Source organism: Sphingobacterium sp. SG20118, assembly GCF_044740685.1.
GTDB lineage: Bacteria > Bacteroidota > Bacteroidia > Sphingobacteriales > Sphingobacteriaceae > Sphingobacterium.
On sequence record NZ_CP172826.1, the window covers coordinates 80,113 to 93,078 of the forward strand.

The 12,966-nt window shown below is 37.4% G+C and carries 15 protein-coding genes; 3 read left to right on the forward strand and 12 right to left on the reverse strand.

The annotated features are described in order from the left end of the window. Positions 1–34: 34 nt before the first annotated feature. From ACFX5U_RS00385 to ACFX5U_RS00395, 3 genes are read right to left on the reverse strand one after another with little or no spacing between them, the layout of a single operon-like run. Complete coding sequence (locus ACFX5U_RS00385; RefSeq protein WP_400262235.1) at positions 35–493, reverse strand: hypothetical protein; 459 nt, start codon at positions 491–493, stop codon at positions 35–37. Between the two features lie 37 nt (positions 494–530). Then, the gene (gene hemW / locus ACFX5U_RS00390) at positions 531–1,655 is read right to left on the reverse strand and encodes a radical SAM family heme chaperone HemW (RefSeq protein WP_400262236.1); all 1,125 of its coding nucleotides are present in this window, start codon (positions 1,653–1,655) and stop codon (positions 531–533) included. Positions 1,656–1,707: 52 nt separating this feature from the next. Further along, positions 1,708–2,733: a helix-turn-helix transcriptional regulator gene (locus ACFX5U_RS00395; RefSeq protein ID WP_400262237.1), complete on the reverse strand. Its 1,026-nt coding sequence runs from the start codon at positions 2,731–2,733 to the stop codon at positions 1,708–1,710. A gap of 910 nt (positions 2,734–3,643) precedes the next feature. On the opposite strand from ACFX5U_RS00395, the gene ACFX5U_RS00400 reads away from it, so the two are divergent. From ACFX5U_RS00400 to ACFX5U_RS00410, 3 genes are all read left to right on the forward strand, one after another. Further along, positions 3,644–4,738, forward strand: a complete 1,095-nt coding sequence (locus ACFX5U_RS00400; RefSeq protein ID WP_280571268.1) for a slipin family protein — start codon at positions 3,644–3,646, stop codon at positions 4,736–4,738. A gap of 153 nt (positions 4,739–4,891) precedes the next feature. Then, on the forward strand, positions 4,892–5,599 hold the full coding sequence (locus ACFX5U_RS00405; protein ID WP_400262238.1) for an RtcB family protein: 708 nt from the start codon (positions 4,892–4,894) through the stop codon (positions 5,597–5,599). 10 nt (positions 5,600–5,609) lie between these two features. Continuing rightward, positions 5,610–6,329, forward strand: a complete 720-nt coding sequence (locus ACFX5U_RS00410) for an RtcB family protein (protein ID WP_400262239.1) — start codon at positions 5,610–5,612, stop codon at positions 6,327–6,329. A 46-nt stretch (positions 6,330–6,375) separates the two neighbouring features. On the opposite strand, the gene ACFX5U_RS00415 is transcribed toward ACFX5U_RS00410, so the two are convergent. The 9 genes from ACFX5U_RS00415 to ACFX5U_RS00455 form a co-directional block, all read right to left on the reverse strand. After that, positions 6,376–7,695, reverse strand: a complete 1,320-nt coding sequence (locus ACFX5U_RS00415) for a M1 family metallopeptidase (protein WP_400262240.1) — start codon at positions 7,693–7,695, stop codon at positions 6,376–6,378. 49 nt (positions 7,696–7,744) lie between these two features. Further along, positions 7,745–8,248: a hypothetical protein gene (locus tag ACFX5U_RS00420; protein ID WP_400262241.1), complete on the reverse strand. Its 504-nt coding sequence runs from the start codon at positions 8,246–8,248 to the stop codon at positions 7,745–7,747. 178 nt (positions 8,249–8,426) lie between these two features. Continuing rightward, positions 8,427–9,824, reverse strand: a complete 1,398-nt coding sequence (locus ACFX5U_RS00425; RefSeq protein ID WP_280571262.1) for an MBL fold metallo-hydrolase — start codon at positions 9,822–9,824, stop codon at positions 8,427–8,429. Positions 9,825–9,834: 10 nt separating this feature from the next. Further along, positions 9,835–10,461, reverse strand: coding sequence for a sulfite exporter TauE/SafE family protein (locus ACFX5U_RS00430; protein WP_400263630.1), 627 nt, complete (start codon positions 10,459–10,461; stop codon positions 9,835–9,837). Next, positions 10,427–10,645 carry a hypothetical protein gene (locus ACFX5U_RS00435; RefSeq protein ID WP_400262242.1) on the reverse strand — a complete coding sequence of 73 codons (219 nt, stop codon included), beginning with the start codon at positions 10,643–10,645 and terminating at the stop codon, positions 10,427–10,429. The genes ACFX5U_RS00430 and ACFX5U_RS00435 overlap by 35 nt, the downstream gene beginning before the upstream one ends. A gap of 92 nt (positions 10,646–10,737) precedes the next feature. Beyond that, positions 10,738–11,361 carry a Crp/Fnr family transcriptional regulator gene (locus ACFX5U_RS00440; RefSeq protein WP_400262243.1) on the reverse strand — a complete coding sequence of 208 codons (624 nt, stop codon included), beginning with the start codon at positions 11,359–11,361 and terminating at the stop codon, positions 10,738–10,740. Positions 11,362–11,372: 11 nt separating this feature from the next. Continuing rightward, positions 11,373–11,786 (reverse strand): DUF6691 family protein, encoded by a 414-nt coding sequence (locus ACFX5U_RS00445; protein WP_038695365.1) that lies wholly within the window; start codon positions 11,784–11,786, stop codon positions 11,373–11,375. A 7-nt stretch (positions 11,787–11,793) separates the two neighbouring features. Then, positions 11,794–12,285: a YeeE/YedE family protein gene (locus ACFX5U_RS00450; protein ID WP_400262244.1), complete on the reverse strand. Its 492-nt coding sequence runs from the start codon at positions 12,283–12,285 to the stop codon at positions 11,794–11,796. A 150-nt stretch (positions 12,286–12,435) separates the two neighbouring features. Further along, on the reverse strand, positions 12,436–12,870 hold the full coding sequence (locus ACFX5U_RS00455; protein ID WP_051959731.1) for a hypothetical protein: 435 nt from the start codon (positions 12,868–12,870) through the stop codon (positions 12,436–12,438). Positions 12,871–12,966: the final 96 nt, after the last annotated feature.

Below are 12,966 nucleotides of genomic sequence, written 5' to 3' on the forward strand. Positions count from 1 at the left end.
ATATAGCATTTCTTAATTTGTATGATATTCAGATTTATAGGTCTTTTTTAAAGAACTTAATAATATCTTTTTTACTGAGCATTTTCGTGCTTTTTGTAGAGTACAATGCATTTTTATAGCTATGTATCAGCTGCAATTGGGGATTTCCCCATAGCATATCGGAATAAAAGAGTGCTAGTCTGCTTGCTCCTAAGTCAACAAAAATGGTCGCATCTTTTTTTGTTCTGAATCCGTTTAAAATGATTTCATATAGATCTTCGAAGTCTTTTTGTGATTTAAGGTAAATTTCACCAAAGTCTATTTTATCTTTAATATCGTTCCTGAAAGTAATCTTAATTTGCTCGTCTTCTAATTCAGAAGCCTTGAGTTCGTAAGCACTCCCTTTATTTATAATACTGATCTCTTTTTTTACAATGTCGACTTGTCTAATTTGAGAAAAAATGCTGGGTATGCCCATGAATAGAAAAAGAAGAAACGTCAACAATTTTGCCATAAGTATGAAGTTACAAAATTTATCGTGAACGTATCCCTTAATCTACGATAAATAGCTCGGACATAATGTGGTCTGCCATTAGTTTTCCACTGTCGGTTAGTGTGATCTTGTTTTCTACTTGCTTTAATTGATTGTTATCAATGAATTCTGCAGCATTGTTCTGCAGTTGTTTTTTTACTTCTGCGCCAAACTTTTCTTCTACAGCGGTTAGATTAATGCCCCACATGGTTCGGAGTGAGGTCATCGTGTATTCATTAATACGGTCAAGTGATGAAAGTTCCTCGGTTTCCAACGGAAGAGAATTTTGAGCAATATCCTGTATATATTTGGCATTGTTGGCGATATTCCATGAACGTGACTTGCCATTAAAAGAATGTGCCGATGGACCTATTCCTAAATAGTGTTTCCCTTTCCAATAGTTCGTATTATGTTTGGCATACATGCCGTTTTTAGCAAAATTGGAGATTTCATATTGTTCAAAACCGGATTCTGTTAGATGCGCAATAAGCATAAGCATTTGATCTGCCGCTTGATCGCTATCTATTGCTGCCGATTTACCTGTTTTGATCATATGATCAAGTGCAGTTTTCTTTTCTACGGTCATGGAGTAGGATGAAATATGTGGAATCTGGAAATCTACCAGCTTTTGCATATTCTTCTTCCATTTTTCATTGGTTAATAGTGGAAAGCCGTAGATCAGATCGCAGGTGATATTTTCGAATCCAGCATCTTGAACCCGCATGATACATGATTCAGCCTCTTTTTGGTTGTGCGCCCTGTTCATCCATCTTAGATCTTCTTCAAAGAAGGATTGAATTCCGATACTAAAGCGGTTGATTTCAGTTTGACGAAGTTTCTCGACTTTCTCCCGGTTCAGATCGTCGGGATTGGCTTCGAGTGTAATCTCTATATTGGAGTCAATCTCAAAGTGCTTGGATACTTTATCAATGAGTCTGGAGATATCCTCTGCTTCGAGTATGGAGGGTGTACCTCCACCAAAGTAGATGGATTGAATCTTTTTGTCTTCCAGATAATCGGCTCTAAGTTCAATTTCCTTGTATAACATGCTGAGCATTTCGTCTTTGTATTTCAGTGAGGTACTGAAATGGAAGTCGCAGTAATGACAGGCTTGCTTACAGAATGGAATGTGAAAATAGATCATGGGTAATTTGTTTTGATGACAAAGGTAAAGGAAAATCCATATTAAAATGGATTTATTCTGTTTCTTTGGTATACTGTTGGAGGTTTTTACTGACTCTTCTTTTTATCCGATCTCGTAGATTTCGGGGTGCAATAACTTCTATGTTTTCTCCAAATCCTAAAATTTCGCGCTCCAGTTCAAAGTTTAAGACGACATCAAGACGAATGAGAATACTACCATCGTTATTTTTATCAATGATCTGCTGGGAGTTATGTAAAGGTTTTGTTTCTACATATGGTGCATTGAAGCTGTCGATTTTTAAGATCACTTTTTGACCACGGTCTTTTTGACTTTTTGTTACCCCGATTGTATCTGCAAAATAGCGTTCGAAATCAATTCCGTCATAAGGTACGAACCCATTTTTTGCCATTTCATCAATATCTACTATACGATCAAGGGCAAGGATAAGTAATAATTTTCCTTTTTTTGGTTTACAAACTAAGAACCACCGATTGCGGTATTCTTTTAAGAGATATGGATAATAAACATCCTGTGTTGGTCCAAGTGACTTAAAGGATTTGTAAGTGATGAGTAAAGGTATTTCTTCGAGGATGGCATGATGCAGGGTGCTGATCCAGTTTAAACCTTTCAATAGTTTATTACTTTCCATTTGCACGACAGGCTTTTGAGTTCCTTTCGACTTAATGAGACTATTTTCTAAACGTAAGATCATATCACTCATTTCGTCAAAATAAGAGAATCCATTAAGATGCTTTAGTAAGTCTACCGCTTCTTTCATCTTCTTCATATCTAAGGAGGTAATGGGCGAATTGCTGATGCTATATTGAGGGTCACTGTAGCTATAGAATTTCCGATCTGTAACAATGATAGGAGCGTTGTAACCAAGTTTATTGCTGCGCATAAGTTGAATATCGCCCTGTATTGTTCTTTTGCTGATACCATTATGGATACCCTCCAGCTCATAAAGTGCATTGGATACTTTTTCAATAAGATCTTCTAACGTCCATTTGCGATGACGTTGACATAGGCAACTGTCTATGGTTTTGTAGCGTATTAATGCAAGTTTATTGGTGGACATTTTGTTTTTGATGAAATGTTACGAATTTAAATGTACAAAATTCATTTTTACTGCGCAATGTATTTGCGCATGAAGTTTTTTATTAATGGTTTTTATTTTTTTTAACAAATTTATTCGTTTGATTTTCAGGTTAATGTGTTGTTTTTGTTTTGTTTTTTGACAATATGTTTTACTACGCAGGAAGGTTGCGTGATGGGGTGCGCACATTTGTAATGTCGATCAAGACAAATAGTTCTTTGAGAAAGTAAGCGAATAGCTTTTTAAGATATATACCTGAAAGGGTGTATGACATAGTGCATGATTTTGAGGTCCTCGTCTCCTGTTTCTGTATAGCAGGGTAGTGTTGTTTCAGTCGAAAATAATATACTGACTTTAAAAAAATCACGATTGTCTCATGTTGGGGTCGTAGGTTCGAATCCTACTTCCGTCTCGAACGGAGTAACTCAGGGGTAGAGTACAACAAAAGGGTGGGTTCGAGTCCCACGCACATTTCAAACATGTGTCCACCGGTTGGAGGAACGAAAGTTCCATAGTCAAGTTTTAAACTTTCTGTAAAAAAGTTTCCACTTAATAAGCGCTTCGTCTCTCGTTTGGTCTTCTCGTTTTTTAAAAAAGGGGAGACAATTGAATGGGGTCTTTGAAGTATAAATTAGGTGCTAAAGGCAACGATAAGGTTGAGGATATTGGAATACTTAAAGCAATACACGAATGGGGTGTATTTTCTTTAGGGATAAGCTGTCATCATTTTATTTTTCTTTTAGCCCGCTTTTACATTCCGATTCTATTTAATGAACAAGAATCGAGGCGTTTTTAAATAATAGGATCATTTATAGATGATAACATATCCGGATAAAGCACATCGTTTTGTGCTAGCGATGGATATTAGTAAGAATAAAAAATAAAATAAGATATGAAAAGAGTAACTATAGATATCAATCAGTTGGGATTAGTTGTTAAAAACAATCGGTATACCCGTGTATTACCTGCTGGAAAATACTGGCTAGGTTTTGGTGAAAAACTAGCATTATATGATTTGTCGAAGCCTTTTCCAGTTAGCTTAGATGTCGATGTATTGTTGCAGCTTGCAGGTTTTTCGGAGCATGTGGAATTGGTGGAGGTTACCGATAATGAGATCTGTCTGGTTTTTGTTAACAACAACTATAAGCAGGTACTAGCTGCTGGCAGACATGTCTTCTGGAAGGGTTTATTAACCTATCATTTCCAGAAGGAGGATATCACGGAGATAGCAATTGGATCAACTGTACACAAGCAGTTATTAGAGAAGCAGACGCTAGCTTACTATGTACGACAGTTTAAGTTAGAGCCATCGGAGAAGGGTTTACTATTTCTTGATGGAGCTTTTTCAAAGATATTGGATGCAGGTACATACTACTGGTGGAAAAATGCGACATCCATCAGTATTTCAAAAGTGGATACACGATTGACAACAATGGATATTGCTGGTCAAGAGATCTTGACTAAAGATAAGGCGCAGATTCGGATTAATTTTTCGATACAGTACCATGTTGTGGATGTACTGAAAGCATTGCTTGAAAATAAAGACTTTGAGAAGCAGTTGTACATGCTGATGCAATTGGCCCTACGTTCTTACATAGGTCGAATGACTTTGGATGAGTTGATGGACAATAAGTCGGCTATCAATGCACATGTGCTAGAGGAGACTGCCTCGCAGGTTGAACTACTTGGGGTAAAGGTATTCCATGCCGGTGTTAAAGACATCATCTTGCCAGGAGATATCCGAGAGATAATGAATCAGGTACTGGTCGCGGAGAAAAAAGCTCAGGCCAATATCATCACGCGGCGTGAAGAAACTGCTTCTACAAGAAGCTTGTTAAATACAGCTAAATTGATGGAAGATAATGCGATGTTGTTTAAATTGAAAGAGATGGAATATGTGGAGAAGATTGCTGAAAAAATAAACAATATATCGGTTTCCGGTAATGGTCAGATTGTGGATCAGCTGAAGCAACTGTTCGTGAAATAATACAGTTACTGCTTTTTTTTAGACTAAAGCGGTAGATATAAATAAAGAGGTGCAGGGGACAGCGGTAAAGAGGTGCTGTTCCTTGTTTAGGGAAAAAGAATAACCAATGTGAAAGATTGACCGGTCTGTAAACGATGGTTTAAACATATGCATTTGAGTACGATCACGATGGAAAATAAACGAATAAATGGCAATGATTTAATTGCTTTGGGATATGAAGAGAATTTTGCTTTAGGTGAAGCATTGAAAATTAATAAAAAGAGATTGGGGTTTACCCGAGAAGAGATGTTGTTGAAATTTGCGGATGTATTGGCTGCTCCGGATAGCTATTTGGAGGATGAAATATTCAAACCGCTGGCGCAAGTACTTTTAAATGTTGATGAAGTGGCTAAAGTTACGATTTCTTTAAAGGCGGGGAAACAAGACTACAGCATTTACGGTGAGTCACAGATTGAAGAGGGTGCATTACGCCAGATGGATCTCGCGATGAAACTTCCTGTTGCAGTTGCGGGAGCATTAATGCCCGATGCACATCAAGGATATGGTTTGCCGATTGGTGGGGTATTGGCGACTCATCATGCAGTCATTCCTTATGGCGTGGGTGTTGATATCGGTTGTCGAATGGCATTGTCAATTTTTGATGTACCTGAGGAGCACCTGTATCTGCATCACGATTTTTATAAGAAAGTGATTATGGATAATACCAAATTTGGTGCTGGACATGGTTACTTGAAACATGAACGTGTTGACCACGCTGTCTTAGCTAATAAGACTTTTGAAGCGAATGATTTTATTCGTCAATTAAAGGATAAGGCTTGGACACAATTAGGTTTCTTCTGGCGGGGGAAATCACTTCGTTGAATTCGGGGTCATGGAGTTTAACGAGGCAGATGTGGCCCTTGGTATTGAGAAAGGACGATATGTGGCTTTATTGACGCATTCGGGATCTAGAGGATTGGGAGCAACTATTGCTGATCATTATACTAAATTGGCTAAAAAGATTTGTTCTTTACCTTATGAGGCTCAAAATTTGGCATATATGAGTTTAGATACAGCGGAAGGACAAGAGTATTGGTTAGCAATGAATCTTGCTGGTGATTATGCTTCGGCCTGTCATGAGGTCATACATGAGAAAATCAGTAGGGCTTTAGGAGCAGAGCGATTGGCGATGGTTGAAAATCATCATAATTTTGCATGGAAAGAATTATGGAAGGGAGAGGAGGTGATCGTGCATCGGAAAGGAGCAACTTCGGCAGCGATAGGGGTGCTGGGGATTATTCCTGGATCGATGGCTACTCCAGGTTTCTTAGTGCGAGGAAAAGGAAAAGAGGAGGCAATTCATTCGGCTTCTCATGGCGCTGGTCGATTGATGAGTCGTACGAAAGCTATAAAAACCATAGCGCGTAAAGATTTGAAATCCATGTTGTCGGATAATGGTATAACGCTAATCGGGGCTGGTCTGGATGAGGCACCAATGGCTTATAAAAACATTCACGAGGTGATGGCTGCACAAGAAGATCTGGTGGATATTATCGCAAGTTTCTCTCCTAAGATTGTGCGGATGGCTGATGATGGAAGTCGGGAAGATTAACATTAAAACAAGAGACCGGTTAATAAACCGGTCTCTTGTTTTAATGTTATTTCTTTTCCCAGGTATTGTCGCTGGATTCGATATCTGCTAAGCGTAGTGATGGATCTATAATCACTTTTGCTGGTTTTTTTTCTAAATTGATCTGATACAATGGTTGTGTCCAGTTCCAGTCTTCTAGTGTGGTTCTTTTAATACCTTCGTATATCTTGAAGTTTTCTACCGGTTTTTCGCCTCTCATTTCACGTAAAGGGATATAGAAAAGTTCTTTTGTTCCGTCTTCATAGGTTACTAACAAATCGATAGGCATTGCGAAATCTGATTTGTTCTGTAACGTAATTTCTTTATCGGAAACTGTTTTGATCGCGTAATCAATCTTGCGTGTTGTATTGATAAACAGGTTGAAGTACCATTTTAGATTGATGCCTGCTATATTTTCCGCAATTCTTTTGAAGTCATTTGGCGTTGGATGTTTAAATTTCCATTGTTTATAGAATTCTAAGAATGTTTTGTCCAAATTGTCTTTTCCAATAATGTAGCCTAATTGTACTGCTAGCACCTGTCCTTTATTATACGCTTCATTGCTGTACGCATAATTGGTATTGTAGTAATCTGCAAGCAGGCTGGCAGGTTCTTCTTTTCCTGATAAGGCAAGTTTGTAGTATGCACGATATGCATCGATCGAAGGGTTTGCTTCAATGGCGCCACGTTTTTCAAATAGATTTTGCATCGCAAGCTCTTCTACATAAGACGTGAAACCTTCGTCAAACCATTCGTCTACGGTCTCATTGATTCCGAATAACTGTTGGTACCAAGAGTGAGCAGCTTCGTGGAAAATGACACCGACTAGGCTTTTTAAATTACGACCACCTGTTACCAATGTTGCGGTTCCATATTCCATGCCGCCATCTCCGCCTTGGATAATGGTATAATTTGGCCACGGGTATGCTCCAAATGTGTTTGAATTAAAATCGAAAAATTCGGTCGCTAACCCCAAGGCTGTTTTCCAATTTGTTTTGACAGAATCGCTTTCTGGAATATATACAGTATATACATGCACACCTTGGTTGCTCTTTGCGGAGTCAACAACAAATTTTGGATCTGCAGCCCAAACAAAGTCATGGATGTTTTTAGCAACATAGTGCCACTGGACTTTATTTTCTTTTGCTTTGATCCTTGGTTTTCCAACATAGCCTTTTACTTCTGTCGGGTTTTGTAAAACACCGGATGCTCCTAGAATATAATTTTTGTTGATATTGATGGTGATATCAAAGTTACCAAAAGGAGCGATAAATTCGCGACCTATATATTCATCTAAGTGCCATCCAAATTCATCAAAATGTGCCATTTTAGGATACCATTGCGCCATGGATAGGGCTACTCCTTCTTTAGAATTACGTCCCGACCTTCTGATCTGTTCAGGGACTTGGGCTTCCCAGTTTCATATCAAATGTTGCGGTTTCGCCGTCTTCAATAGCATTGGGTAATGTTACTTCCAAAAGTGTACCATCAACTTTGAAGCTGGTATTGTTACCATTCATTGTTAATGATTTTATTTTTTGATAACCAATTTGTTTTGCTGTTAATGTTGCAATACGGCTCTGGTATTTTGGTTTATCTTTTGTCCCAAGATTGGTGGTCATTCTTTTATCTGGATCTGCGATATTGGCAAGCCTATTGTCCATCATCGATCCGGGTTGAAAGGCATTGAAATACAGGTGGAAATACACTTTTTTGAGTGATTGTCCTGAATTATTGCTGTATTTCAATTGCATGTTTCCGTTATATTGATATGTTTTTTCGTTCACATCAATATTCATTTTATAATCTACGGTCTGTTGCCAATAGCCTTTTCGTTGTGCTGTTGCTGTCTGGAAGACGAACAGTCCTAAGATTAACGTGTAGAGGTATTTCAAATTCATGCTCCAAACTTACAAAAATGATTAGGAATATGTGGAACTGAAGGGAGCCCTGTTTTGTAATATTTGTTTGATAAAGAAGGGTTTTTTCTACTTTCCGGATGGTATCGGGATCAATTAGAGACAAAAAAACCTCCAGATCTGTTCTACTCCCTGGAGGTATCTAAGAATTTTACTATTGCTATTTTACGGTTTTACCTTTGTGGTCTTTCCAATTTTTCATGGAGCCGCTATAATTTTTAATCTTTTTTATCCCAGCTCGGTATAACAGCGATGTCGCTATTGTAGCACGATCTCCTGATTGACAGTATAAATAAAGTTCTTTATTTGGATCGATTTTATGTAGGTTTTCTGTTAATGTACCCACAAATAGATGTGTGGCATTTGGAATGTGCCCAGCTTTATATTCGCTATCATTGCGAACGTCTAAAATTTGTGCGTTTGGGTTATCTAAAGCGTTATTCATTTCTTCGAAATGAATAATTTCCTGTTTATCCAAAGGTATACCAAGTGTTATTAATGAATCAGGTGTTATAAAACCAATTGCTTGATCAAGACCTATGCGCATCAGTTTTCGTGTCACCTCTTCTAATTGTTCTTTTGCAACAATGAGTATAAATGGTTGATTATAATCTAATACCCAGCCAGCCCAATTGCTGAATGCTTTGTTATTTTGAATGTTAATGCTGTTTGGGATAAATCCTTTTGCAAAATCTAATTTATGGCGGGTATCTACTAATGCGACATGAGCGTTGTAATGTGCTCTAAATTCGTTCGCTTCTAATTCTTTGTATTGAGGTACTGCTGTTAATAATGGACGATTGATTTTGTTGAGTTTTTTCATCATCGCAAAATACTTTGGTGGTTCTGGTTGACCGTTTAATAGCTCTTCAACAAACCCTTCTTCATTATTGCCATACTGTAGTGCCCAGTTTCTTATTTTTTCATATCCAACTGTTGTACTTGGGACTGCGCCTAAAGCTTTTCCACATGCAGACCCTGCTCCATGAGCTGGCCATACTTGGACGTACTCGGGTAGGTTAGCAAATATTTTCAAAGACTCAAACATTTGATGTGCTCCAATTTCTTTTGTGCCAATTAGACCTGCCGCATTTTCTAATAGATCTGGACGGCCTACATCACCAACAAAGACAAAGTCGCCCGTGAATAACATGACGGGTTCGTTCGTTGCTGGAGTATCGGTTAATAGGAAGCTGATACTCTCGGGTGTATGGCCAGGTGTATGTAGGACCTTGAAAATAAGATTACCCAGTTTTATTTCATCCTGATGTTTTAAGCCGATATGATCAACAGCATATTGCCAATCTGGTCCTCCTTCCTCAGAAAGATAAAGTTTAGCCCCTGTTAATGCGGCTAATTCTAATGATCCTGAAAGATAATCGGCATGAATATGGGTTTCAGCGATATGGGTTATTTTTAAGTTGTTTTTTTCTGCAAGTGCTATATATGTGTCTACATCTCTTTTAGGATCGATCACGATTGCTACTCCTTTGGCTTGACAGCCGATGAGGTAACTTGCATGTGCTAATGATGATTCGAAAATGTGTTGAAAAAACATAATTATTTCTTTATAAATTTATAAACTGACTGATTTCGGTACCTGCTATGGCAATACCTATTGCACCAAGAAAGTATCCGAATGCTATTTTTAATTTTTCGGGTTTTAACTTTGTTTTCAATTGGAATCCAATCATCAATCCCATCAGTGTGATTCCTGTAAAGATAATTAATATTGTCCAATTGATATGATCCAGATGTTGGAAATTGCTTAATAGGCCGAAGGAGGTATTGATAGCAATGATAAATAAGGAGGCTGCTGTTGCTTGTTTAATGGTAATCCTCAACAATAGTATTAAAGATGGCACGATGATAAAGCCTCCGCCAGCACCAACTAATCCGGTTAATATTCCTGTTATAAATCCAAGAACAATCAAAATGATTGTGCTATAGGAAGGACTTTCAACTTTACTATTATCATCTCTTTTTATGATCATCGCAAGTGCTGAAGCAATAATGATCAATGAAAAGAGACTCATGATAATCTGATCTTTATGTATTGATACTTGGTCTATGAAGAAGCGGTCGGGTATACTCGGCAGGATATAGTGTTTAGCGATGTATACGGATATTAGGGAGGGAAAGATAAAAAGTGCTGTTGTCTTAAAATCGATTTCCTTTTTGTGTACATGCCCTATGGAAACCTAGAAGCGAGACGATGCTGATGGTGAATAAAGAATAATCCACTGCTTGGATAGGTTCTAGATGAAATAGGTATACAAATATGGGGAGTGTTAAAATACTTCCACCACTACCCATGGCTCCCATTGTGAGACCAATTGCAATTGCTAAGATGTATCCAAGAATGAGTGAAAACTCCATATTATTGTTCCTTTTTCTCAAAGGTAAGACCTCCTAAAATGATAAAAGGCAACATAAGTTACCTTCGATTTTTTATTTTAAATCTCCATTGACTAGAGTAGCCGGATATTATTTCTTTGTAATAGGATCTTCCCTTGATTTTCTAAAGATTTTAAGATGCGAGATACGACCACACGAGATGTATTGAGGTCAGTGGCAATGATCTGATGGGTGACATCAATGCTTTGTGATTGACTTATTGTTGCTTTTTCCTTCAGATAATTCATGATGCGTACATCCATCTGTGAAAAAGCGATATTATCAACTGTTGTTAGCATTTCATTAAGTCGATTGGAATAGCTTTCTAAAATAAAGTTACGCCAAGATTTATACTTTCCCATCCAACCGTCTAGGTATTGGTTTGGGATCATAGCTACTGTAGTATCGACATCTGCAATCGCTCTTATTTCACTTTTTTTTGCACCGACGCAACAGGCAATGGACATGGCGCAAGTATCTCCTTTTTCTAAAAAGTATAATAATAATTCACCTTCATTTTTATCTTCGCGAATAATCTTGATTACACCATCTAAAAGTAGGGGCATAAATTTAATATATTGACCAATGTCTATGATGACTTCGCCTGCCATGAATTTTTTGATGACTGCGACTTGTTCCATCTCAGTAACCAATTCTTTTTCGAAAATTCCAGAAAATTCTTGCTGAATTGTTATCATAAATTTTGATTTTAATGAGGTAATTTATTTCGTAAAAGGCCATAAATCCATGTTCCTATTAATGCAAATATAAGTACCACTCCCAAAGTCCAGTAGCCTGCACCAAGAAGTGTAAACATGGGGCCAGGGCATGCACCTGTCAAAGCCCAACCTAATCCGAAGATGGTACCACCAAGTAGATAACGTGTGATACTTTTATTTTTGTCTACGAATTGTATAGTTTGTCCTTCACTGTCTTTTACATTCTTTCTTTTAATGATCTGTACAATGATGATTGCAGTTGTTAACGCTGTTCCTATAATTCCATACATATGGAAGGATCTAAACTGAAACATTTCGTAGATGCGATACCATGAAGCGGCCTCTGACTTATACATGATGATTCCAAAGAATATGCCGATTAATATGAATTTTAATTGTTTCATTTTGTAATTAGAAGATAAGTGGAAAAATAAAGTGGACCATAATGATTCCGCCTATAAAAAATCCGATAACAGCAATCAATGAAGGTAATTGAAAGTTGCTAAGTCCGGAGATGGCATGTCCTGATGAACATCCACCGGCATATCGTGTACCGAAGCCAATCAATAATCCGCCTATGCTTAAGAGTGAAAATTGGAAAAGTGAACCGTTATACTTGAAGAGACTTTCGGGCATATACCCTTTCAGGTTATCGATGATCCCTAAAGATTGAAGGTCAGCGATGCTCTTACTATTGATGTCAGAAGGATTTCCGTCGCTTAAATAGAAATGTGCTATGAAACCACCGATTATAGTTCCTAATACTACCAACAGGTTCCAAATTTGAGATTTCCAGTCAAATCTAAAAAAAGCACTTGTTTTACCAGCTCCCGCTATCGAACACATCGTTCTCAGATTATTGGACATCCCAAAATCTTTACCTTGCTTAAGTAGTAAATACATAATAAGGGCAATTAGGGGCCCTGATATATACCAAGGCCATGGTTTTTGAATAATTTCCAACATAATAGTCTAATTTGAATACAAAGTAAAGCAACAAAAAAGAGAAAGATTGTAACTAAAGTTACAATCTTTCTCTTTTTTAATAGCATGTTACATATCGTAATATTCTGTTTTAATGTTTTTTAAGTATTGACAAAAACTTTTTAGGTCATCTTCAGATTCGAATAATTTGTTTCGCCACGCCCTAATATTAGCACCTGTTTTCAATTTGATAATAATCAGATTGCCGCCGGATCTTCTGAGGTTGCGTACATAATCGATATTGGCCAAGGGTATTGTTTTACTTGAAATGCTATCTTCCATTGTTAACTCATCGTTGCTTATCGTCCAAGTGGATGTTTTTTTTGAACATTTTACAGCGATGAAGAGTACTAGTGGTAATGAGAATAGGGATCCCATTATTTTTACAACTTCAGATATGGGAAGTCTTGAAACGATATAGACAAGAGCCAAAACAAATAACATCATGAGCAACATATATCTACCGCGGTGTAATGTTGCAATTTTAAAGCTCAATTTTTCCATGATTTAATTTTGTACAAAGAAACATAAACCTAGGCTAAAACAAAAATGAGACCTATTATATTATTTTCATCCTTTTGGTTATGAAGTCATGATTGT